The organism is Methanobacterium sp., from assembly GCA_030017655.1.
Lineage (GTDB): Archaea > Methanobacteriota > Methanobacteria > Methanobacteriales > Methanobacteriaceae > Methanobacterium_D.
The window spans coordinates 1-22329 of sequence record JASEIM010000027.1 but is presented as its reverse complement, the minus strand read 5'-3'; the positions used below and the strand labels follow the sequence as shown (position 1 = coordinate 22329).

Below are 22329 nucleotides of genomic sequence, written 5' to 3'. Positions count from 1 at the left end.
TCTCACAACCCGTACCGATAATCGGCTTGGTGGGCCTTTACCCCACCAACTACCTAATCGGCCGCAGATCCATCCTTAGGCGCCGGAGCTTTAAGTGGAGTACCATTCCAGGAGACTCCATGTATCCGGTATTGTCCCCAGTTTCCCGGGGTTATCCCAGTCCTAAGGGTAGGTTATCCACGTGTTACTGAGCCGTTTGCCACGATCCGAAGATCGTTCGACTTGCATGGCTTAATCGGACCCCAATAGCAGTGGCCTCCGCCAGGATCAAACGGATTTACACGTTTAAAGCGGAGTATTGTGCTTTGGAAGTATACTTAATAAGTAAACTTAATTTTAATTTTTGGAAAATTAAAGGGGGTATCAGTAGCAACCAAATGTCACCACATCTACTAGACCAACATCAAACTTAAACGTTTGCTGTTCGCAAGGGTTTAAGTCCTCATATATTTAGCTACAATCGGAAAAACAGCTTTCATAGTCTGATATTTTCATACTCCAGCTGACGCCTTAAATCGTAGCACATAGTATACTAAAGACCTGTAGTTTTACAAGTTTTTTAGAATTTTTTGCAAACATTGGAAATTTCTTTCTTCTGTTGCATTTTTACCAAATGCCCGTATTTCTACAAGCTTCTTTGGGTTTTACGCCGGTTTGAGTTATTTTCACTCCAGCGCATACTATACTGAAAACCTTTATATTTACAAGTTTTTTAGAAATTATTGCAATACCATATGACATTGTATTGTAACATAATTATATCAATTTGATTGGATATAAATTTTTTGCATAATGTTAATATAAAATTAAAAATATATAATAATAAGTTGGTTTATTGCAACTTGATTAAAGATCATAATACTAACATAATTCTAAAAAGAAATATTATAAATCTACAGCTAATTTTAATACTAGATATATCTCTTTAACTAAATTATTCGCCTATAAATTTTTTATTTCTCTCAATTTCTTCAAGTTCTACATATAATAAAATCTATTTAGTGGATTTTCACATAAAAGTGAAGACATCGTTTTAAATCCACTATTTATACCTTTCGATTGCAATTAAAACACAAAGTATTTTTATACTCCAGATAAATTTTAAAATGGTGATAAACTATGAAGTTTGGTATTGAATTTGTTCCAAATGAACCTATTGAAAAAATAGTTAAGCTAGTCAAATTAGCTGAAGATGTAGGTTTTGAATACGCGTGGATTACAGACCACTACAACAACAAGAACGTATATGAAACCCTGGCATTAATTGCCGATGGAACTGAAACCATTAAGATGGGTCCTGGTGTAACCAACCCATATGTAAGAAGCCCAGCAATAACAGCATCTGCTGTTACAACCCTTGATGAAATTTCAAACGGAAGAGCAACATTAGGTATGGGTCCTGGTGACAAAGCTACCTTCGATGCTCTCGGAATTGAATGGACAAAACCAGTTAGTACCATCAAAGATGCAATCGCTATGATTGAAACACTCTTTGCAGGTGGAAAAACAGAAAGCGGTGCAAACTTAATGGGTACAAAAGCTGTTCAGGAAAAAATCCCTATTTACATGGGTGCACAAGGTCCAATGATGCTCAAAACCGCTGGAGAAATTTCAGACGGTGCATTAATCAACGCATCAAACCCAAAAGACTTTGAAGCAGCTGTTCCACTCATAAAAGAAGGAGCAGAAGCAGCAGGTAAATCATTATCCGATGTAGACGTTGCAGCATACACATGCTGTTCTATAGATGATGATAAAGGCAAAGCATTAGGTGCTGCAAAAATTGTTGTTGCATTCATCGCTGCAGGATCCCCACCACCAGTATTCGAAAGACACGGATTAGACCCAAACACTGGTGCTAAATTCGGAGAATTCCTAGGTAAAGGAGACTTCGGTGGAGCAATTGGAGCTGTAGACGACGCTTTAATGGACGCATTCTCTGTTGTAGGAACCCCAGACGACTTCGTACCAAAAATCGAAGCTCTTGGAGAAATGGGTGTAACCCAATATGTAGCAGGTTCACCAATTGGTCCTGACAAAGAAAAATCCATAAAATTATTAGGAGAAGTTATAGACAGATTCTAAATCTAACTTCTTTTTTTTATTTTTGAAAATATTATTGATGCTATTTTTGATGCTTTTGTAAATTTCATGAACAAATTTTAATACCATCTTCCACATATCAAGTCAATAATTAGTAAAAATATACTCATTTTTCTATTAGACTATTTAAAAATAATTAAATAAACAGTTGAAATTATGGAAATTCAAGAATTAATGCATGATATTAGAAAAAAAGCCATTAAAAGAATGGATAAAAAATCACCAGCAGAACAATCTGCATCATGGTCATCAGAAGATCTGCTCTATTCCGGAATAGGAAAAGCTATTTTTATTATTTTACCAACCCCAGGATGTGCTCATGCACTTTCTGAATCAGGCGGATGCACCATGTGCAGTTATATAGCAGATTCACCCCTTGAAAATGTTTCTTCAGATGAATTAATTCATATATTTAAAAATTTAATGGAAAGACATGAAATAAAACCAAAAACTGTGGTTAAAATCTTTGTCTCTGGAAGCTTCTTAAATGAAGATGAATTACCTAAAGAAGCTCGTGATGAAATCCTTAAAATGCTAAATGAGGAAAAAAATATCGAAGAAGTTGTGGTTGAATCTCGCCCGGAGTTTGTAAGAGAAGAAGTTCTTAAGGAATGTCTTGAATTACTGCCCGATAAAATATTTGAAGTCAGCATTGGGCTTGAAAGTAGCAGTGATTACATTAAAAAATACAAGATAAATAAAGGCTTTTTAAATGATGACTTTGAAAGAGCCATTAATGTAATCAAAAGTTTAAAATCAGATCATAAAATCACATCTAAAGCTTATCTATTTGTAAAACCCATATTAACCTCTGAAAAAGAGGCTATTGAAGATGCTGTTGCTTCTGCTAAATATGCTGAAGATTTAGGGGTGGATAGAATATCTTTCTGCCCTGCAACAATTCATAAAGGAACTCTTATGGAACTTCTGTGGCGTAGGGGCTCCTATCAGCCGCCATGGATCTGGAGCATACTTGAAATTATAAAAAGAGTTCGAAGTAAAGTTAAAATCCCTGTAATAATGGATACTTCTGGATTTGGAACAAGAAGAGGTCCTTTTAATTGTAAAAAGTGCAATAAAAGGTTAAAAAATCTGATAATTGAATCGAATCTTAGGCAAAATATTCCTGAAGAATTTGAATGTGAATGTAAAAGTAGATGGATTGGGGATGTTAAATTTTCTGATGTTACCAGATCAACATGTAATATCACAAATAAATGATGAAAATGTCTTTAAATTCTTTTTTTCATCTTATAATTTAGAAAATCAACATTATTGAAGGTTTTAACCTGTTTTTTCAATATTTCAAAACCCTGTTTTTCAAAAAATGGTTTAGCTGTTATACTTGATTCAGTAACCACCCTGCTAAGATGGATTGTCTTTGCCTTCTTAATAAGAGATTCTAACAATTTTTGCCCTACTTTTTGGCTTAAATAGTTCTTATGAACATACAGCATTTCAATACAGCCTTCAGGAGACAGTTCACCAAATCCAATGATTTTGTCTTCATCTTTTGCAATGACTACAAAGTAATTTTGAATTCTTCTTTTCCATTTTTCAGTGCCAATTTTCTCAGGTGCCCATGTATCCAGCTGATCCTTCCTGTAATCCTTTGCATTTACTGAGTGGATTGTTTCATAAAAAAGCCTGTATAAATCTTCAAAATTGCCCTCTTCAAAAATTTCAATTTTCAATTTAATTAAATCCTTTCTCCATATTTCAATTCTTTAAATTTAATAATGAATTCCGTACCTTCTTTCCTTTCAAGATTTATTATGCCATCTAACTGGTTTACCAGTAAATTTACAAGTTCTAGTCCTAAAGATTCTGTGTTATTGAAGTCTAAGTCATTTGGAAATCCAATTCCATTATCTTTTATTATTAAGTTAATATAATCATTCTTTAAATACATTGAAACTGAGATTTTATGACCTGGATTATTTCTAAAACAAAATGATTTTTCGTTTTCAGTAGATGGAAATGCGTGTTTAATTGAGTTAGTCACCAGTTCTGTAATAATTAAACCACAGGGAACTGAAGTCTCAATATTTAGCTTTATATCGTCACACTTAATTTCGTATTTTATTTTATCCTGATCTACAGCATAAGTCTGAAATAAATTAACCATAATATTTGATAAATAACTTTCAAAATCAATTTTCTGGAGATTATTGGATTGATAAAGTTTTTCATGGATCATGGAGATAGATTTAACTCGATTCTGGCTTTCTTTGAAAAACTCAATGGATTCTGAATCTTTGATGTATGGAATTTGAAGATTAAGAAGGGAGCTGATGATCTGAAGATTATTTTTAACGCGATGATGAATTTCTCTAAGTAGCAGTTCTTTTTCTTGAATTGCAGTTAGAAGTTCCTGGGTACGTTCCTGAACTTTGATTTCCAGGTTATCTCTGGCATTAAGCAGCACTTTTTCTGCTTTTTTTTGTTCGGTGATATCTGATGTAAGTGTTACATATAAATTTTTAGCAGGCGAAAAGGCTGAATTCAAAAAATAACTATCTATTAATGATGAATAGCTTTCATATTTTTTTATTTTACCTGTTGAAACTACCTCATTTACTTCATCGATAAAAGAAGATATAGCCCGTGGCCCATAAAGTTTAGTAATACTTTTACCTGTGACTTTTTTATTAAGGAACATTTTACTGGTTGAAGAAGCAGGATTAGCATATTTGATTATTAAATCTGCAACATTCCCCCTATTATCATATACAATTCTGTAAACAGTGATTCCTTCCTGCATATTTTCAAATATAGTGTAATATTCTTCACCTGTAAGTGAAAATAATTCCAGTCCTTCATTTATCATGTTATCTGTTACCCACCCGGGGAATCATAAACAATTTTCTTTTTACTAATTTTATTTAATTAATTTTTCGTTAAAAAACTAAAAATTTACTTATCTATATTTATTAACAACTTCTATTTATTTTTTTTATATTTAATTTATTTAGATAAGAAATTAATCATTAATATACTACAAATAATTATTGTAAGCGATTAAAGAAATATTAATTGAATTTAGTCCTATAATTCACTTTAAAATGCAATTTAACATAATATAAAATTTTTATATTTTTTAATAATGAAGACAGAGTGAAAAATAAATATTAAAGAAAATATAATGACTTAGAATATTTGTGAAAATAAGATTAACATATTAAATAAAAAGAAAAAAATAAATTGATAGGAAAAGAATAATAAAGCTTTTTATCCTATTATTTTGCAGATGTAACTTCCATTTCTGGAGTTTCTTTTTTAATATACGTTCTTTTGAGGCTGTTGATGTATTTATTTGCCCAGATATATGCAACTGCACAGCCCAGTGCACCACCTACTACAATTCCCCACCAAACTCCATACTGGCCTAATCCAAGAATGAAAGCGAATAAATACGCAAATACTGAAATAAACGCTACTTCCCGAATTATAGTAAGGATTAATGATGTTATTCCTTTTCCCATTGCCTGAAAGACGCAACTGGCCATAATTCCAAGCGGGACTACGATATAGAATAGACACATTACCTTAAGGAATTCAGCTATTGAAGGTGCCATAAAAGCGCTTTGCGATGAATAAGCAAATATAGTTGCAATATTTGATGCAAATACATAAGTCAATGTGCCGGTAAATATTGCAATTAAAACGCCCAATTTCACTGAATAGTTAAGCGCAGTAGAAACATTTTCATATTTTTTAGCTCCGTAAGCAGCCCCTGCAACAGTTATTACAGCAGTACCTATCCCTATTGCTGGGATCATGGCAATCATCACCACTCTCCAACCGGCAGTATATACTGCAACAGCGGTAGTTCCGGCTGTTAATACCAGCATAAGGTTTAGAACTATCCCTAAAACTGACATTACGAATGATTCTGCGCTTGCAGGTAATCCAACAGTCAAAATATCTTTTACTACTTTAAAATTTGGTTTAAAATCACTCATGGAGAATGATACATAAGTATCACGTTTTACAAGCAGCCAGTAAATCATTAAGCTTGCTGAAATTGCAGAAGATATCACTGTTGCCCATGCTGCTCCAGAAACGCCCATCTCTAAATAGTAAATGAATATTGGGTCAAGGATTATGTTAAGAATAGCTGTTGCAGCCATAGCATATGTTGCCCTTTTAACATCACCTTCAGCTCTTAAAATTCCTGACGCAACACTTGAAAAGATCAGGAACACCAATCCACCAAATACAATTTTTCCGTATTGAACTGCAAGATTAAGTGATTCACCAGCCCCCATTGACATCAATATATTCTGAAGAAATATCAGGATAAATATTGTCAATATGGCCGAAACAGCCAGTGTAAGAATGACTGCATGTATTGCTGCATTATCGGCTCCTTTTTTATTTTTTGCCCCGATACATCTTGCAATTAAAGAAGTTGCACCCGCTCCAAGACCATTACCTAACCCAATCATTATCATGAAGACTGGTGAGATAAATCCTAAAGCAGCAAGGGAATTTGGACCAAGTCCTGCAACCCATATACTATCTGCAAGGTTATATGCCATTAAAAGAAGCATAGACATGATCATAGGCATTGCTAAACTACGGATCGCTTTTTTCGGATCTCCAGTGATCATGGAGATACGTTTATCAACATCTCCTTTAGAACTTTGATTTTTATTTGAATTCATTATTTTACTCCATTCCTGTCAACTTTTTCAAGACATTTTAATGCCATTTTTCTTAAAATATTAAAAACATGATTATATTCACCTTCAGAGATATTAGAACGCATTGAATCACCCCATTCCTTATCAATATCAACTATTTTGGGAACTGTACTTTTTCCTTTACTAGTTAGATATATGAGGTGTCTTCTACGGTTTTCAGGGTCAATTTCCCTGAAAAGATATTTATTATCTTCTAATTTCCTTAATGCGCGAGCAACTGTTCCTTTATCAATATGAAAATGGGATGCAAGGTCATCCTGACTTATACCCTCTTCACGAGAGAGCACCATAAGAAAAGGTATCTGACCTGCAGTAATATCCATATCTTTTATTTTTTCATTTATGAATATCATATGCGTACGATGTATCACTGATATTATTAAACTTACCGGAATCTCTGAATCGTCGCTTTCTAGTAATTTTTTTGCATTATGCATGATGATTACTCCTTAATAGAATTTATTTAAAATTTAAGTACCTTATAAAAATTTTAATATAATTTAAAATATTATTTTTAGAAAATAGTAGTTTAAATGCGTTAAGATACTATTTTAGTGCCTCAAAATTTAAAAAATTTCAATAAGTAATATTGGATTGTAAATACTGGTATATAAATGTTGTCAATGCAACAATTGTAATGACAATAATTGTTTATGCAACAATGCATTAAAAAATAAAAAAATGAATTAAAGAATTAGAATTCTTCGCATTTAATCTGGAAGTATTTAGCTGGATGATCACATGAAGGACATTCTTCTGGAGGTTCCATCCCCACATGAACATAGCCACATTTTCTGCAGACCCATTCAACTTCTTTATCTTTCTTATATACTGTCCCTGCCTCTATTTGTTTTAATATTTCCTTAAATCTTCCTTCATGGTGCTCCTCTACATTACCAATTGCCCTTAATCTCTTAGCAATATCCTTTAAACCTTCTTCTTCAGCTGTATCTGCAAATTCTGGATACATTTCAGTATATTCATGACGTTCACCAGCAATTGTAGCTTTAAGGTTTTCAACAGTAGTTCCAAGAGTCGTAGGGGCATCTGCCGTTACAATAATTTCTTCTGGCTGGCCTGATTCATCTTTTAAGCTGTTAATCATCCGCATTGCCCATTTAGCATGTTCTCTTTCATTTTCTGCTGTATTTAAAAAGATTTCAGAAAGCTGTTCGTATCCCTCTTTTTTTGCAACTTTAGAATAGAGCGTATATCTATTTCTTGCCTGACTTTCACCAATAAAAGCTTTCGCCAAATTTTCCAATGTTTTCTGCATATTGATTCACCAATTTAATATATATTGCTAATATTATTAATTCTTTTGTAAAGATATCGTATAGTAATACTACAAATTGCATATTTGACAATGAAAATTCTTATATCAATGCTTCAACTTGATTTTATTCATAAATTATGGGATAAAATTTTTAATAAGTTTCTGGAATTTCAGCAAACTTTAACAGGTTAATCATAATATAATCATAAAAATAATTGAATAAGAGTAATTTAAAATATTATCAGATGTAAATTACCTCAAAGGAGAAAATAATTTGATTGGAATCAGCGCTGATTTTGACCCTGTACACAATGGACATGTCAAATTAATAGAGAAGGGAAGAGATATTGCCGAAAAGACGGGTGGAGAAGTTGTAATTTACTTAAATAAAGATTACAGCGCTAATCACGCCCCATTTTTTGCAAATTATGAAGCAAGACGCAAAATGGCTATCAGAGCCGGAGCTGATAGAGTTGTACCTATTGAGGGTATGCACCATCGGCTGACACTTGCATATACAGTTCCCATAAGAATTGCAATGATGATAGAGGATGGTGTTGTTGATTATGTGGATGCTGCAGATGTTTCCACCAAAAAAATCCAGAAATACGCCTCATCATTTGCAAAAAGAGGGATATTCAGTGGAATTCCCCGAAATCTCCCTAATCGTAACGTAATACGTTGGTTTGCGGTGAATGAATTTCTCTATAAAAAATACAAAAGAAAAATGAAATTTCATATAATTCCCGAACTAAAAATGGGGGGTAAAATTTCAGGGAGAGAAATCAGGGCGAAAATAATAGAAAACAACTTCAAAATTCCAGATGAAGTGAAGAAAGTTCTGCCAGAGTCTACAGTGGAGATACTTGAAAAAGAAATTAATAATGGTAATATTCCCGGAAAAAGAAACATTGAAACAATCACCAAAAGATTAAACACATATTCAAGACCTAATTTGCTTAATATAGCACATATAAATGCTAATGCAGCAGATGCGATAGTTAAAGGTAGACAATATCGAAATGAAGACCAGATATGGGCATCCCTGAGAATGGCAGGTTATGGTCCAGTCCTTACCAGACTCGCAATAAGTTCAGTTGAACAGGATGTTACCCGAAAAGAAGTATTTGAGCTTATTAAAACTTATGAGGCAGAAGGAATAATCCCGCCAGACCAGACAGTTGAAAGCGTGATTGAAAGGGCATGGTTTGTCGCATCAAATGTTGATAAAGGAATAAAGTCCTCAGATGCTCATGAAATGTTTAGAAAAGGCAAAAGAGGTTCTAAATTTCCAGATACCATTGATGCAGGTATGCATCTTAGAAACTTTGAAGTTGAAGATCTTAAAGATGGGATGAATGCTCTGCTTTATGTGGATAAACAGGACAGGTTACGCTGCCAGATACGCACAGAAACTCGTAAAATCAAAAGTCCACTTAAATTACCTGCAAAACACGCAACTTATCTACGGCTTCTTATAGATTCTCATTTTATTCCACTTAATGCCCGCATTATAGAAAAAAGAGAGGGAATGAGGGTTAGAATATTTATTGGGAAATAATCTAAAAGTTTAATCGTTGGAAATCCAGTTAAAGAATTTCTGGATTTCATCAACACTCTTAACATAATATGAAGCATTTTTTTTTACATATTCAGGAGTTTCCTTTGAAATTACCACAATGCTGGCTGATTTGACTTTTTTTTGTTTATTAAGTTCATTGAGCTTGGCGAAAGCATCTGAATCAGTAATATCATCCCCTAAATATATAATTTTTTTAATATCATTTTCTAAAATTAGTTTCTGTAAGATTGTGCCTTTATTATGCCCTATTGGAGGCCTGATCTCTATCACCTTGCGACCTTCTCCAATTTTAAGAAGTTTAGAATCTTTTATTTCTGAAATGGCATCTAAAGCTATTCGTCTGATTTTCTCTCCATTATCACATAGTCTGTAGTGAACAGTATAGCTCAGCTCTTTATCTTGAAATAAAATACAGTCGTAGTCACTTAATTTTTTTTTGATGCTTTCTCCAACTTTCTTAATAATTGGAATAAAATCTTTAACCTCTGGATCTATACGTATTTTTCCATTTTTAAACTGTTCCAGGCCGTGATTTCCAATATAAATGATATTTTTATTTTCTATCATGTTTAAAGCATTTTTTATGCTTCTACCAGTCATTACACCAGTGAATTCAAATTTATCTACAAGTTTTTTTATTGCATTCTTCATATTTTGGCTTACCACCGCTTCCATAGGTGTGGGGACAATTTCACTTATGGTTCCATCAATATCAGTGATTAATGCTGTTTTATTATCATCTTTAAAGTCTTGAAGCTCTTCAAGATGATCAAAAAGATATTTTGAATTATCCAAAGTTAACCTCCAAAATCTTTGATTTTGGGGATTCAAAATTCATTCTGAATTTTAAAAACCTCCAAAAAAATATTTAGAAATCTCTTTTTTCAATAACCGGGCAGTCCCAGTCTTTACAGAACGTTAGAACAAGTTTCCCTTTATCTGTTATGATATAGAGCCTCCAGCAATTATGATTATATGGCTTGAATTTAACATCCAGAATCTTTTTATTTAAAAGAAGCTCAACAGCTTCCTGACATTCCTGAATACGTTCATTTATGTCCATATCAACCATCTTTACAAATTTTTGATAAAATTGTTTAAATTAAAAATATCATGGCATGTTTTTATAATAGTATATCTGAACAAATTAATAAATTTTTGCCAGCTCTAATTTCTTTAAAACTAAAAAGTATTTTGTGAAGAGATAACGGCAATTTAATTAAAAACAAAGAGTTTTGTCCGAGTCATTTCCTCAACTGCATATTTAATGCCTTCTTTCCCCATACCACTCATTTTACATCCGCCAAAAGGCATGTTATCAGTACGGTAAGTTGACTGCTTATTTATTATAATACTTCCTGCATCTATTTTTTTTGCGGCTTTCAAGGCGCTGTTAATGTTATCTGTAAATATTCCTGCCTGCAAACCATATTTTGTATTATTTGCTACATCTATAGCTTCATCAATGCCATCTACATGTATTAAAGGCGATATAGGACCAAATGTTTCTTTTTGGACAATATTCATCTTTGAATCAACATTATCCAGAACTGTAGGTGTATAAAATGAACCTTCTCGTTTTCCACCACATAATAATTCAGCACCATCATCAATGGATTGGTTTACAATTTTTTCAACATTAATGGCTGCATTTTCGTCAATTAGAGGTCCAACATCAGTTTTAATATCCATAGGATCTCCAACTTTCAATCTTCCAGTAGCTTTAACCAGCTTATCGGTGAATTCATCGGCGATCTTCTTGTCAAGAATTATGCGTTTAACACCGATACAAACCTGGCCGGCATTAAGATAAGAACCCCTAACAGCAGCTTCTACAGCTTTTTCAATATTTGCATCTGCCAGAACCAGTAATGGGTCATTTCCCCCGAGTTCAAGGGTTAACTTTTTCATCCCCGCATTCTTTGATATGGAAAGGCCTGTTTCAATGCTTCCGGTGAATGATATTTTATCTACAAGTTCGCTTTTTACAATTTCATCCCCTACTTCGCTGCCTGAACCGGGAACAACATTTAAAAATCCATCTTCAAGGTATGTATTGGCAATTTCAGCGAATTTAAGAGCTGCAAGAGGTGCTTTTGTAGATGGTTTTACCACAACAGTGTTTTTAGCCGCAATTGCCGGAGCAACTTTGTGAATAACCAGATTTAAAGGATAATTAAAAGGAGTTATTGCTCCAACCACACCAAGAGGAATTCTTGTGGTGAATCCTATTACTCCTTCTCCACCGATACATGCATCCATGGGAATTGTTTCGCCGTATATTCTTTTTGATTCTTCTGCAGAAAGTAAAATTGTTTGTTTAGAACGTTTAACTTCTTCTTTTGAGTCCTTAATTGGTTTACCGCAATCGATAGTAATTAATTTTTCAAATAACTTCGAATTTTTAGATAATTCACCATAAATATCATATAAGTACTCTGATATTAAACGAGATGGTATTTCTCTGGTAATATTCGATGTTCTTTTTGCTGCAGATATTGCAATTTTTACATCTTTACGGGTTCCTTTAGGTACTGTATCTATTACTTTGTTGTTTGCAGGGTTTTTAATCTCTATATATTCTGATTTTTCAATAAATTTCCCATTTATTAACATTTGCACTTAAATGAGCCCCTTTAACTTTGAAAATATCTAATTGACAAAAAAGAGTTGAAATAAGAATTGAGTTTTTAGCTCAATTTGTCTTTCATAACTGTTAAATTACCCATTATATTCTGCAAATCAGTCCCATTACTGAGTTCGTCGCTAAGGCCTATTACATAATTTCTGTACATAATGGCAGCAATAATTACAACCACAATAACTCCACCAAAAATTAGTAAGAGTTCTGCTGAACCCTGTGCTCTTTCATCCTTTAATATCTGCATTCTAATCACCTATCAACCAAACCCAATGAATTTTCCAGCATATTGACTTATAACCCAAAAAGCTATAAATGCTACTGGAGCTAAAAGCAACGAAAATTTAACACCTTTCTTCGCACTACCATACAAAACAATCCCAATTAATAATCCTGCTATTATTGAGTGAATAATTATATAACCAGCAGCAGCAGTTCCTGCAACTTCAGCCAGAGCATTTGGTTTCCCTAAAGATGCTATAAAACCAGAATAGGTCATTATCATTCCCAATGCCAAAGGTGCTGCAACTATAGCGGCTATAACAAGAAACATTACTGACATCATTACATTTGCTTTCCTTTCCCTCTTTAATGCAAGCACTGCTCTTAAATCTTCTGCTACAGTTTCAATAACATCAGATAAACTTCCACCAGTCCTTCTTCCTTCCAGTATCATTCTAAATGTTCTGTCCAGATTCTTAGACTTTAAACGTTGTCCCATCCCTATTATGGCTTCGTCAAAGGTGCTTCCAATTTTAATCTCTATTACAGCTCTTTTAAGTTCATCATTTAAAGGACCCTGACCGTGTTTTGAAACATCTTCAAGTGCAGTTTCAAGACCTACACCTGCCCTAAGCAATGATGCAACCTGTCTTAAAAAGTCAGGAGTGCCCTGTTCAATAGCATCAACTCTCCTTTCCATCATGAAAAAAAGATATACTCCAATTAATGCTGTAGGTGCTATAAAACCCACAATCCCTCCCAAAATAGGATTTATACTTAGTAATATAGCTAAAACTGCTGAAAGCAGACCTAAAAGTATACCTGCAATAAGACATAAAGTAATTAGATCTGAAGCCCTTACATACATCCCACATCTAATAAGAGTTTCCTGAATTTTTATGCTATATTTATCAGGAGCAATGCCATCAATTACATCTGATACTGGTGATAATACACCGGGAATAATTGCCATTTTTCCACCTTAAGTATATTTTCAATCTTCACATATTAATATATTGGTCTTTTATTCATTAAACATATATTGTATCAAATCAGAACCAAATCCTTAATAATAATTAATTTTTAATATTTATTATTAATTATTTTAATTAAAACATTAGCTATAGTTATATTTTATTTTTAATTTTGTTTAAAACCTTTGCCTTATTTTTAATAAGTACCATATCTTCTATACGGATCCCAAATTCATCTTTAAGATATATGCCTGGTTCAACCGTCACAACCATATTTTTTTCAAGTTTAATTGTTTCATTACTGGACAATGAAGGGCTTTCATGTATTTCAAGCCCTACTCCATGCCCAGTAGAATGAAGAAAATAATCGCCATACCCATATTCTTCAATCACATCTCTTGCAACCTTATCAACATAAGAAGCTTTAATTCCGGGCCTTATTACATCAATGGCACTTTTTTGAGCTTCAAGCACTATCTCAAATATTTCTTCCTGTTTTTCAGTTTCAATAAGGGTTCTCGTGGTATCAGAACAATAATTATTATAAGTAGCGCCCCAATCTATCACAACCGGCATATTCAGAGGTTTATTGGAAACATCAGCATGAGGGAGTGAAGATCGTTTACCTGAAGCGACAATGGTATCAAAAGAAGCTTTTTTTGAACCCATAATTCTCATATTATACTCTATCTGTGCAGCAATTTCGTTTTCACTCCTCTGGGAATCAAAATCAATATCTTTAATGGCACTTTCCGCAATATCAATAGCTTTTTCAATATTTTGAATTTCTTCCCCGGATTTTATACGTCTAAGCCTTTCAACTGCATCTGTTATTTTTACTTCAAATATTGGACTGATTTTAAGCTTTCTATATACTCCGAGGGTTATGGATTTTTCTATTCCAATAACTCCATTTAAATAATCCTTAATTTTATCTAAGGACTTAAATTCTTCAAGAGGAATTGATGTATTTAATGATGCATCTTCAAAATCCATTTTAGATGTTAAAAGTACAGGTTCGTCTTTTAAAATTAAAACTGAAAAGCTTGATGGGTTGAAACCCGATAAATAAGCAATATTTTTCGGATTCAAAACTACCATTGAGTCTATATTTTCTTTATGGATTTCATCAAGTATTCTCATTGATTTTCCTCGCTAAAATTAGATTTTTATTCCTTAATTTCCTCTTATCTAAAATAATCAATTTAACGATTTAATAATTTTAGGTTCCTTTTAATTTCATCCATCATTTTTTTCATTACATCTTCAGGTATTTTATGCTCTATTGGCTGTGGAATATATCCAAAATCAGGATCTTCGAAAATTAAACCTTCAAATTCAATTTTATAATTATATCTTGGTATAAAATGCCAGTGAACTTCAGGGTCGGGAGGGTTTGTTCTGTATGCAGAATTCATAAAGCAGCTCCAATTAAATAATGTGGGTGAAAAAGCATTATTTAATGCAAGTTCTAATTCTTCAACGATTTGAGAAAAATCAGCCCATTCATCTTTCCTTAGTTCTCTCAAATTCCTACGATGATTTTTAAGTACTACCACACATGTACCAAAATATCTCTGGCTTGGAGCAAGATAAATTTGCCAGTATTCTGTTTCATAGATTAAATTTCCGTATGCACCCGGAATCTGGCAGTATTCACATTTCATCGTCATTTTTATACCCTGATTGAATATTATTTTAATATTTGTGAACAATAAATTAAAATCTATCTATTTATGATAAACGTTTAAAAATTTCATGACATGAATCAAGAACAACTGAAAAATTAATTGATTAAAAATTATTTAATAGCTTTTAATTTATTCCAATTTTATAGAATATATGAAGTTAATCCTTATTTAAAGGACAGATCATGATTTTAAGCCAGAAATTAAAAAGTATTTTATATATTAATTTACATTTTAAGAATATGGTAAAATTTACTGCTTCAGAAATCAGGGATCTTATAATTTCATTGATTGTCATATCATTTGCTTTTGCACTATTATTAAGTAATGGAAATATAGGTCTTGCTATAACCTTAATACCACTCACATTAGTCGTAGTTGGTTTTGGTTTTATATTCCACGAACTTGCACATAAATTCGTGGCAATTAGATATGGCTATTGGGCTGAATATCAAATGTGGATTCAAGGACTGGTTTTATGTTTAATTACTGCATATTTTGGATTTCTTTTTGCAGCCCCAGGAGCAGTTTATATTCACGGAGAATACCTAAGTAAAAAAGAGAATGGAATAATATCTATTGCCGGATCAGTGACTAATCTAATTTTTGCGATAATATTCTTGCTAATTATAAAAATTACAGGACAGGTATATTATTGGGCATATTTAGGGATGTTTATAAATGGATTCCTTGCATTCTTCAATCAACTACCAATCGGAGGACTTGATGGATCAAAAGTTATAAGGTGGAATCCCATAATCTGGATACTGATCATAATTGTCTCATTAGGATTTGTGGCCATAGGTTATTTCCCCAATTTACTATCATTATTACTATAAAAGTTCAAAGAATTTCAAACGTGGTCTTAAATGTTCAAAGAAGTTCCGGTAAGATATTTCGGATGCACTCACAGAGCAATGTCTCCAGAAGAGACAATAAACTGGGTAAAAGATAAATTGAGGGCTGCTGGTGTTACAAGGGTAACCGAAATTACACATCTTGACAGAATAGGAATTCCAGTTTACTCAGCAATACGTCCAACCGCTGAAGAAGGTGCTGTAAGCATCTATGCCGGTAAAGGAGCTACACAAGACCAGGCAAAGGCTTCAGCAATGATGGAAGCCTTCGAGAGGTACTCGGCTGAATTACAGGATGATGAAAAAAAGAATTCATTTATATGCTGCTCTTATGAAAAATCAGATGAATTTATAGACCCAAAATCCCTTATATTGCCCCGTTTACCTTTTGATCCCCAAGAAAAAGAATTAAACTGGGTAAAAGCAGTGAATGTCAAAGATGATGAGGAATGTCTTGTACCGGCAGATGCCGTATATCATCCTTACAATGCCCCAAATAGCATTAATTTGTTTAAATCCAATACAAACGGACTTGCATCTGGAAATAAAATAGAAGAAGCTGTATTTCATGGCATGACTGAAGTTATTGAAAGAGATGCTTGGAGCTTATTTGAGATTAAAAGAAGAAAAGCACCTGAAATTGACCTTGAAACTATTGAAAACCCTTTAATTAACGAACTTCTTGATAAATTCAAAGAAGCGGGTGTCCATGTAAAACTTGTAAATCTGACATCAGATGTTGAAGCAGCCACAATTGCAGCCGTTTCAGACGATACTGTCTTAAAAGACCCTGCATTACTAACTCTTGGAGTTGGAACCCATTTAGATCCAGAAATAGCTGTTATGAGGGCTTTAACAGAAGTGGCTCAGAGCCGGGCCACCCAGATTCACGGTACAAGAGAAGACACTACACGTGCAGTTTTCATGAGAAAGGCTGGCTATGAGCGGATGAAACGCATTAACAAACACTGGTTTGGAGAATCAGAAGAAGTTATTGATCTAAATGAAATCAAAAACTATGCAGGTAAATCATTTAAAGAAGATATTGAAACCACCTTAGATTTACTTAAAAAAGCAGGGTTTAAAGATGTTTTGTTTGTTGACCTTACAAAACCTGAAATTGAAATACCTGTTGTAAGGGTTATAATTCCCAGTATGGAAGTTTATTCTGTTGATCCTCAAAGGGTTGGGAAAAGACTTGTCAGAAAATCAAAAAAAGGTTAAAAAAATACTTCGCTGGACACTTGCTCTATTTACCGTGTTAATTATCGTTACAGGGCTTGGAATTAATTATTATACTACAATTGAATACCTTACTTTTGGATTATTATCTAAAAATCTGGCTTTTCAACTTCATTTCTGGTTGTTTATCCCTTTTTTAATATTATTTTTGTTTCATATTTTTATACGGCCAATATTGAGACTTTTGGAAAGCATAAAGAAACAAAGTAAGAACATTTCAAATTTTGGAGAAACTTTTTTATTTATTCTGGCATTTATAGTAGTTCTTGGAATCTCTATTTATATTCTTACAGGTCAATTCGGCCAATCAGAACCAATTAAGCTTGATAATGTTGAAGTGAAAGAATATAAAGGCCAAAAACTTTCATCTGTCAATGATTTTAGAGAAAATTCAATAAAAGGACCCCAATATATCAACAAAGATAATTACAGGCTTGAAGTTACAGGATTAGTTAATAATCCAAAAAACTACACCTATAATGACGTTATTAACCATCAAAACTATGAAAAAGTCGTAAAATTAGATTGTGTTGAAGGATGGAGTGTAACAATCCTCTGGAGAGGAATATTAGCAAAAGATATTATAAACGAAGTTAGTCCAAAACCAAATGCAAATACTGTGATATTCTATGCTTATGACGGATATTCAACTTCATTTCCGCTAGATTATCTCAGAAATAACAATATTTTGCTTGCTTATAAAATGAACAATGCCACAATCCCCCCAGAGCGAGGTTTTCCTTTCCAGCTGGTAGCCGAAAGCAAATGGGGCTATAAATGGATTAAATGGATAACAAAAATCGAATTATCTGACGATCCTAATTATAAAGGTTACTGGGAACGTAGAGGTTATTCTGATTCGGGATATTTGAATGAGAGTTTTTTAAAGTGAAAATAAATGAATTTTTATTGCTTTATCTTAAAGTAGAGCCTCTACCTCCTCTATCAACTTTTTAGTAGATTCAAGCATGTTCAATGCAATTTTTTCATCATAAATGTAACTATAATCAGCCATTTCTCTTGCTTTCATGGCAGAATCAAAACTTGCAAACACATCATCACTTATAATGCCATAATTTACAAATATGGATTTAATTGCAAATTTGAGGCCTGAATGGCTCTTTTCTTTATAACCTCTGCTAAAAAGAAGTCCTCTAAAGGCATGGAACATTGAATAGTAACTCTGAACTATGGCCCATTTATAATTTCCATTACTAATGGAATTTTTTGCAGAATTTAAATCGTAGCGGGCTTCTCTAATCTCTTTTTCTATTAATTCAGAATCGATTCCAATCTGTATTATATTTCCTTTTTTGTATCGATTAAATTGATACATCATAAACATTTCTTTCTTTATTCTGAATATAATAATTTGCCTTTTGGCTTTAATGCTTTTAATTACTGGAAAATAGTATTTAATATTCAGGCAGATTAATGTCTTAAATTAAAAAAATGATTAAAGGGTTAATATTTCTAATCTATAGTACAAATATCACCCCACTTTATAAATTAATAATCTATGAGCTCTTTTAGCTGTTTTGAATAAGTTTGCAATTTTATACATAAGTTTTACAGAAGTACCTAAATTCTTAATTTCTTCATTTGCCGTGAAATATTGTTCTTTAATAAATTTAATTTCCATTCCCCAGTTGGTGAGGTCTTCAGGGTTATCTATTCCCCAATGGATCACTGCACCAGTTTTCTTTATTGAAGGCTGATTTTTCACCTTTTTTGCGGTATAAAGACTGAAAGCATCGAAGATCAAAGTATAGCTGCCAATTCTATTTTTAAGATCATTTAGCAATGTCTTAATCTCATCCTCTTTAAGGTACATAAAGAGACCTTCAGCAATCACTACATAATGCCTTTTATCAACCGGTATTTCTTCTAACCATTCTTTTCAGTAACAGAAGATGCAATTAAATGGTAGTTATCAGTTTCCCCGTAGAAATGTCTGCGAATATCAATAACATCTTCAAAATCCACATCATACCAGTCGACATCCCTATTATTGATTCTTTCATACCGGCTATCAAGTCCACAACCAAGATGCATGGCTATACTTTCATTATTTTCCTTAAGAAAGTTTTTTACAAAATTATCAATGAGTTTCGCCCTCAAAGACATCATTGTGTTTGTTTTTTCAGGAATTTTTAATGATCTGAAATCGTAATCAATCTGATTAACAATTTCAACTGCCTTCCTGTCGATTATTGACAGGGTGCTTTTTTTCACTTTCCTTTGCCTTACCATATAATGGAATGAGCAAAGTTTCTTTTTCTTCAGTTAAAGTGATTTTGTCCATTGTTACACTTCTAACAAAATTTATAAGACTTCAGTCATGATGAAATTATTTTATAAACTTATATTAAAAAATATTCCGAATGATCTAAATTTAGACATTTAAAATCTTTTTAATTGCTTTCCAACGTATATGAATATGGAAAATTAATGTAATTGCCATTGTTATGCTTAATTCAACGTGCCAGAAGAGCAGATTAAATTCTAAAGGGAACCGAATGTTATAATCTGATAATAATGTTAATATTATTCCACTGATTCCTGAAAATAAAAAGCTCCCTACAAGAATAAAACCCCATAATTGCTTAAAAGTACCTCTTTTAATGTTTTTTGTATCAAATAAAAGGTAAGTAACAAGATAAAATATGAACAAACCTATTATTATGGGCAAAATATTATATTCTGGGTTATATCCTTCTCCCCTTGCAGATGATGGCTCCTGAGTACCTTGCTGATCATTATCCTGTGCATAAACCGTGATTGGGGTTAAAAAAGCAATTATGAACAGAATTATTATTATTTTTTTCATTATTTCACTTTTAGGCCTAAAGTAATTTTTTTAAAGGATTTCCAGTAGAAATGGATGTGAATGAGCGTGATTGGAACTAATGCTATGCCCACTTCAACGTGCCAGAATAATAGGGTAAATGCTATTGTGACGTTTATACCATATTCAATAAGGGCTGCAAGTATAAGTCCAATGGATATTAAGATTAAAGAGCTTAACAAAATTATAATATTCCATATTCTCATATGTTCTGCTTTAGTAATCTCTTTTTCATTATAAAGAACATAGGTTATGAGATATGTAAATATAACTATAAATGATATTGGAATGAATTCATACGACATTATTATTAATATATACGAAAACAAGTATAAATCTTTAAGTTTATCACTGATTAATAACATTATTTAAATAAAATACGCTCTTTAAATGAAACTTTTGAAGATAGAGATTAAAAATAAATGACTTAAATGATTTAACTGGTTAAATTGTCCTTAAAATTTAAAATACGTTTGTTCTTATCCGAATAATCCAACTCTGTTGGTATTTATTAATTCTATTTTTGTAGGATGTCTTAAAGATAAGTATATATACATTGGAATAAATAACGATCCTTATAAATAAAATGGGGGATTAAATGAAAAAATATGCATTATTGTTAACAGCTATTTTAGCTTTAGTAGTTTTAGCATCTGGATGCATTGATGACACTACTACAAATCAAACATCTCAACCCACAATACCTACGAAAGAATATTCTGGAAATGGGGTTTCATTCAGTTATCCTGAAAATTGGGAGAAGCTTCAAGCAATATCACAAAATGCCCTTGTATCATTTGGAGATCCAAGTTCAGTTGATTCTGCAACAAACAACGTAAATACATTGGTAGTTATTCAATCAGTTGCAATGCCATCAGGAACTACATTAAAAGCAAATTATGACGCAACATATGCACAATACGAAGCTACAGAACCAAGTTTTCAGCAGATATCCGATAGTACCACAACTGTTGATGGAACCACAGCATATGTAAATATTCATATGGTTGATGTTGACGGTGTTCAAAAACAGGAAAAAGCCGTATGGCTTGAAAAGAACGGTAAAATATACGTTATACTCTGCGGATCATTACCTAGCGCCTTTGAAGGCCAACAGAAAAACTTTGATGCTATAATTAATACATTCAAGGTACTATAGAAATCATTTTTCTTCTCTTTTTTTAATTAAAAATAACATCCAAATTATAGAAAACTTATTTTTATACTGAATTAGATATATTAAGATACATCATTAAATTTTAAATCATCAAATTCAATTAATAATATCCTTATTTTTCAATTACGGTGAAAACATGAAACAGGTTATGGTTATAAGAATGGATCTAAAAATGGGTAAAGGAAAAACTGCTGCTCAGGCATGCCACGGAAGCTTAGGTGCATATAAACGGGCAGATGAAAAAATTATTAAAAAATGGGAATCTGAAGGTGAAAAGAAGGTAGTAGTCAAAGCTAAAGATTTAGGAGAGCTCTATGAAATATATGAACTGGTTAAAAACACAGATATCCCCTATTATCTGGTGCAGGATGCTGGAAGAACAGAATTACCCAAAGGAACCGTAACATGCCTTGGAATAGGCCCTGATGAAGATGAAAAAATAGATAAAATAACACAGGAACTGAAATTACTTTAAAAATCTTCAATTTTACGGTTGCGAAGCAAAGCTTCGCAAACAGAGAAACGAAAGTTTCTTATGCATCGAAAATCTACGATTTTCGAATACCGTGTATTTCTTCAACTTTGATTATAAATCATTAAATGAGTGATTAAATGGACTGGATAGTAAAAATAGGCGGGAGTTTATTCCCTGAAGATGCCATAACTTTGTGTAAATCTCTTGTAGGTAAAAAAGCACTTGTAATTTGCGGTGGTGGGGAATTTGCCAATAAAATTAGGGATTATGATGCAAAAATCAAATTCTCAGATACAGCAGCCCATAAAACAGCCATTCTATGCATGGATATCCTTGGAATGTTATTAGCTGATAAAATAGATGGTGCAGAGGCGGTTTATTCTTTAGAAGAAACAAAAAAGACATTGAACAAAGGGAAACTTCCAGTACTGCTCCCATCTAAATTAATGGAATACGTTGATCCCCTTGAACATTCATGGGGTGTAACTTCAGATTCCATATCTGTTTATATATCATGGCTTCTTAAAACCAAAAT

At 32.6% G+C, this 22329-nt stretch carries 27 protein-coding genes and 1 rRNA gene; 9 read left to right on the top strand and 19 right to left on the bottom strand.

The features are described from left to right. Positions 1-278: ribosomal RNA gene (locus QMD61_10175) — 16S ribosomal RNA — on the bottom strand; the annotation flags it as partial. 328 nt (positions 279-606) lie between these two features. Then, entirely contained in the window at positions 607-741 is a 135-nt protein-coding gene (locus QMD61_10170; protein MDI6724998.1) for a hypothetical protein, read from the bottom strand. Positions 742-1119: 378 nt separating this feature from the next. Here QMD61_10170 and mer point away from each other — a divergent pair, with 378 nt between their 5' ends. Both mer and QMD61_10160 read left to right on the top strand, forming a co-directional pair. Next, the gene (gene mer / locus QMD61_10165) at positions 1120-2085 is read left to right on the top strand and encodes a 5,10-methylenetetrahydromethanopterin reductase (protein ID MDI6724997.1); all 966 of its coding nucleotides are present in this window, start codon (positions 1120-1122) and stop codon (positions 2083-2085) included. Between the two features lie 174 nt (positions 2086-2259). Then, complete coding sequence (locus tag QMD61_10160) at positions 2260-3324, top strand: archaeosine biosynthesis radical SAM protein RaSEA (GenBank protein ID MDI6724996.1); 1065 nt, start codon at positions 2260-2262, stop codon at positions 3322-3324. 11 nt (positions 3325-3335) lie between these two features. On the opposite strand, the gene QMD61_10155 is transcribed toward QMD61_10160, so the two are convergent. The 5 genes from QMD61_10155 to QMD61_10135 all read right to left on the bottom strand — a co-directional run bounded on the left by QMD61_10155 (position 3336) and on the right by QMD61_10135 (position 8088). Beyond that, positions 3336-3797, bottom strand: a complete 462-nt coding sequence (locus tag QMD61_10155; protein MDI6724995.1) for a GNAT family N-acetyltransferase — start codon at positions 3795-3797, stop codon at positions 3336-3338. A 5-nt stretch (positions 3798-3802) separates the two neighbouring features. Next, positions 3803-4933: a sensor histidine kinase gene (locus tag QMD61_10150; GenBank protein MDI6724994.1), complete on the bottom strand. Its 1131-nt coding sequence runs from the start codon at positions 4931-4933 to the stop codon at positions 3803-3805. A 409-nt stretch (positions 4934-5342) separates the two neighbouring features. Continuing rightward, positions 5343-6773 carry an MATE family efflux transporter gene (locus QMD61_10145; protein MDI6724993.1) on the bottom strand — a complete coding sequence of 477 codons (1431 nt, stop codon included), beginning with the start codon at positions 6771-6773 and terminating at the stop codon, positions 5343-5345. Further along, entirely contained in the window at positions 6773-7249 is a 477-nt protein-coding gene (locus tag QMD61_10140) for a MarR family winged helix-turn-helix transcriptional regulator (GenBank protein MDI6724992.1), read from the bottom strand. The genes QMD61_10145 and QMD61_10140 overlap by 1 nt, the downstream gene beginning before the upstream one ends. A gap of 257 nt (positions 7250-7506) precedes the next feature. After that, the gene (locus QMD61_10135; GenBank protein MDI6724991.1) at positions 7507-8088 is read right to left on the bottom strand and encodes a rubrerythrin family protein; all 582 of its coding nucleotides are present in this window, start codon (positions 8086-8088) and stop codon (positions 7507-7509) included. A gap of 274 nt (positions 8089-8362) precedes the next feature. Here QMD61_10135 and QMD61_10130 point away from each other — a divergent pair, with 274 nt between their 5' ends. Then, positions 8363-9649, top strand: a complete 1287-nt coding sequence (locus QMD61_10130; protein MDI6724990.1) for an adenylyltransferase/cytidyltransferase family protein — start codon at positions 8363-8365, stop codon at positions 9647-9649. A gap of 9 nt (positions 9650-9658) precedes the next feature. On the opposite strand, the gene otsB is transcribed toward QMD61_10130, so the two are convergent. From otsB to QMD61_10095, 7 genes are all read right to left on the bottom strand, one after another. Continuing rightward, positions 9659-10465: a trehalose-phosphatase gene (otsB, locus tag QMD61_10125; GenBank protein MDI6724989.1), complete on the bottom strand. Its 807-nt coding sequence runs from the start codon at positions 10463-10465 to the stop codon at positions 9659-9661. A gap of 73 nt (positions 10466-10538) precedes the next feature. Then, the gene (locus tag QMD61_10120) at positions 10539-10733 is read right to left on the bottom strand and encodes a hypothetical protein (GenBank protein MDI6724988.1); all 195 of its coding nucleotides are present in this window, start codon (positions 10731-10733) and stop codon (positions 10539-10541) included. 152 nt (positions 10734-10885) lie between these two features. Further along, entirely contained in the window at positions 10886-12292 is a 1407-nt protein-coding gene (locus tag QMD61_10115; protein ID MDI6724987.1) for a lactaldehyde dehydrogenase, read from the bottom strand. Between the two features lie 68 nt (positions 12293-12360). Further along, positions 12361-12558 (bottom strand): class III signal peptide-containing protein, encoded by a 198-nt coding sequence (locus QMD61_10110; protein ID MDI6724986.1) that lies wholly within the window; start codon positions 12556-12558, stop codon positions 12361-12363. 12 nt (positions 12559-12570) lie between these two features. After that, positions 12571-13506 (bottom strand): type II secretion system F family protein, encoded by a 936-nt coding sequence (locus tag QMD61_10105; protein ID MDI6724985.1) that lies wholly within the window; start codon positions 13504-13506, stop codon positions 12571-12573. A gap of 154 nt (positions 13507-13660) precedes the next feature. After that, the gene (locus tag QMD61_10100; protein MDI6724984.1) at positions 13661-14650 is read right to left on the bottom strand and encodes an aminopeptidase P family protein; all 990 of its coding nucleotides are present in this window, start codon (positions 14648-14650) and stop codon (positions 13661-13663) included. A 62-nt stretch (positions 14651-14712) separates the two neighbouring features. Next, a complete protein-coding gene (locus QMD61_10095; protein ID MDI6724983.1) occupies positions 14713-15180 on the bottom strand; it encodes an HIT family protein in 468 nt (155 codons plus the stop codon). A gap of 257 nt (positions 15181-15437) precedes the next feature. On the opposite strand from QMD61_10095, the gene QMD61_10090 reads away from it, so the two are divergent. The 3 genes from QMD61_10090 to QMD61_10080 are packed head-to-tail and all read left to right on the top strand — an operon-like array spanning position 15438 to position 18186. Beyond that, the gene (locus QMD61_10090; protein ID MDI6724982.1) at positions 15438-16034 is read left to right on the top strand and encodes a site-2 protease family protein; all 597 of its coding nucleotides are present in this window, start codon (positions 15438-15440) and stop codon (positions 16032-16034) included. Between the two features lie 30 nt (positions 16035-16064). Then, positions 16065-17276 (top strand): YcaO-related McrA-glycine thioamidation protein, encoded by a 1212-nt coding sequence (locus QMD61_10085; GenBank protein MDI6724981.1) that lies wholly within the window; start codon positions 16065-16067, stop codon positions 17274-17276. Further along, positions 17251-18186: a molybdopterin-dependent oxidoreductase gene (locus QMD61_10080; GenBank protein MDI6724980.1), complete on the top strand. Its 936-nt coding sequence runs from the start codon at positions 17251-17253 to the stop codon at positions 18184-18186. Before QMD61_10085 ends, QMD61_10080 begins: the two co-directional genes overlap by 26 nt. A gap of 27 nt (positions 18187-18213) precedes the next feature. On the opposite strand, the gene QMD61_10075 is transcribed toward QMD61_10080, so the two are convergent. From QMD61_10075 to QMD61_10055, 5 genes are all read right to left on the bottom strand, one after another. Beyond that, entirely contained in the window at positions 18214-18633 is a 420-nt protein-coding gene (locus tag QMD61_10075) for a HEPN domain-containing protein (GenBank protein MDI6724979.1), read from the bottom strand. Between the two features lie 153 nt (positions 18634-18786). Beyond that, on the bottom strand, positions 18787-19128 hold the full coding sequence (locus QMD61_10070) for a hypothetical protein (GenBank protein MDI6724978.1): 342 nt from the start codon (positions 19126-19128) through the stop codon (positions 18787-18789). Positions 19129-19181: 53 nt separating this feature from the next. Next, a complete protein-coding gene (locus tag QMD61_10065; GenBank protein MDI6724977.1) occupies positions 19182-19529 on the bottom strand; it encodes a class I SAM-dependent methyltransferase in 348 nt (115 codons plus the stop codon). A 160-nt stretch (positions 19530-19689) separates the two neighbouring features. Then, the gene (locus tag QMD61_10060; protein MDI6724976.1) at positions 19690-20124 is read right to left on the bottom strand and encodes a hypothetical protein; all 435 of its coding nucleotides are present in this window, start codon (positions 20122-20124) and stop codon (positions 19690-19692) included. After that, a complete protein-coding gene (locus QMD61_10055; GenBank protein ID MDI6724975.1) occupies positions 20124-20348 on the bottom strand; it encodes a hypothetical protein in 225 nt (74 codons plus the stop codon). The genes QMD61_10060 and QMD61_10055 overlap by 1 nt, the downstream gene beginning before the upstream one ends. 392 nt (positions 20349-20740) lie before the next feature. Here QMD61_10055 and QMD61_10050 point away from each other — a divergent pair, with 392 nt between their 5' ends. The 3 genes from QMD61_10050 to QMD61_10040 all read left to right on the top strand — a co-directional run. Continuing rightward, positions 20741-21301: a PsbP-related protein gene (locus QMD61_10050; protein MDI6724974.1), complete on the top strand. Its 561-nt coding sequence runs from the start codon at positions 20741-20743 to the stop codon at positions 21299-21301. 154 nt (positions 21302-21455) lie between these two features. Continuing rightward, positions 21456-21794, top strand: a complete 339-nt coding sequence (pth2, locus tag QMD61_10045) for a peptidyl-tRNA hydrolase Pth2 (GenBank protein MDI6724973.1) — start codon at positions 21456-21458, stop codon at positions 21792-21794. Positions 21795-21931: 137 nt separating this feature from the next. After that, on the top strand, positions 21932-22329 hold a 398-nt coding region (locus tag QMD61_10040; protein ID MDI6724972.1), incomplete at its 3' end, for a delta 1-pyrroline-5-carboxylate synthetase.

What these genes read in the sequence shown, in the direction of transcription:
- QMD61_10170 (MDI6724998.1), bottom strand. Translation starts at nt 741, where the DNA reads ATGTCATATGGTATTGCAATAATTTCTAAAAAACTTGTAAATATAAAG.
- mer (MDI6724997.1), top strand. Translation starts at nt 1,120, where the DNA reads ATGAAGTTTGGTATTGAATTTGTTCCAAATGAACCTATTGAAAAAATA.
- QMD61_10160 (MDI6724996.1), top strand. Translation starts at nt 2,260, where the DNA reads ATGGAAATTCAAGAATTAATGCATGATATTAGAAAAAAAGCCATTAAA.
- QMD61_10150 (MDI6724994.1), bottom strand. Translation starts at nt 4,933, where the DNA reads ATGATAAATGAAGGACTGGAATTATTTTCACTTACAGGTGAAGAATAT.
- QMD61_10145 (MDI6724993.1), bottom strand. Translation starts at nt 6,773, where the DNA reads ATGAATTCAAATAAAAATCAAAGTTCTAAAGGAGATGTTGATAAACGT.
- QMD61_10140 (MDI6724992.1), bottom strand. Translation starts at nt 7,249, where the DNA reads ATGCATAATGCAAAAAAATTACTAGAAAGCGACGATTCAGAGATTCCG.
- QMD61_10135 (MDI6724991.1), bottom strand. Translation starts at nt 8,088, where the DNA reads ATGCAGAAAACATTGGAAAATTTGGCGAAAGCTTTTATTGGTGAAAGT.
- QMD61_10120 (MDI6724988.1), bottom strand. Translation starts at nt 10,733, where the DNA reads ATGGACATAAATGAACGTATTCAGGAATGTCAGGAAGCTGTTGAGCTT.
- QMD61_10110 (MDI6724986.1), bottom strand. Translation starts at nt 12,558, where the DNA reads ATGCAGATATTAAAGGATGAAAGAGCACAGGGTTCAGCAGAACTCTTA.
- QMD61_10105 (MDI6724985.1), bottom strand. Translation starts at nt 13,506, where the DNA reads ATGGCAATTATTCCCGGTGTATTATCACCAGTATCAGATGTAATTGAT.
- QMD61_10100 (MDI6724984.1), bottom strand. Translation starts at nt 14,650, where the DNA reads ATGAGAATACTTGATGAAATCCATAAAGAAAATATAGACTCAATGGTA.
- QMD61_10095 (MDI6724983.1), bottom strand. Translation starts at nt 15,180, where the DNA reads ATGACGATGAAATGTGAATACTGCCAGATTCCGGGTGCATACGGAAAT.
- QMD61_10090 (MDI6724982.1), top strand. Translation starts at nt 15,438, where the DNA reads ATGGTAAAATTTACTGCTTCAGAAATCAGGGATCTTATAATTTCATTG.
- QMD61_10085 (MDI6724981.1), top strand. Translation starts at nt 16,065, where the DNA reads ATGTTCAAAGAAGTTCCGGTAAGATATTTCGGATGCACTCACAGAGCA.
- QMD61_10075 (MDI6724979.1), bottom strand. Translation starts at nt 18,633, where the DNA reads ATGATGTATCAATTTAATCGATACAAAAAAGGAAATATAATACAGATT.
- QMD61_10070 (MDI6724978.1), bottom strand. Translation starts at nt 19,128, where the DNA reads ATGTACCTTAAAGAGGATGAGATTAAGACATTGCTAAATGATCTTAAA.
- QMD61_10060 (MDI6724976.1), bottom strand. Translation starts at nt 20,124, where the DNA reads ATGAAAAAAATAATAATAATTCTGTTCATAATTGCTTTTTTAACCCCA.
- QMD61_10055 (MDI6724975.1), bottom strand. Translation starts at nt 20,348, where the DNA reads ATGAGAATATGGAATATTATAATTTTGTTAAGCTCTTTAATCTTAATA.
- QMD61_10050 (MDI6724974.1), top strand. Translation starts at nt 20,741, where the DNA reads ATGAAAAAATATGCATTATTGTTAACAGCTATTTTAGCTTTAGTAGTT.
- pth2 (MDI6724973.1), top strand. Translation starts at nt 21,456, where the DNA reads ATGAAACAGGTTATGGTTATAAGAATGGATCTAAAAATGGGTAAAGGA.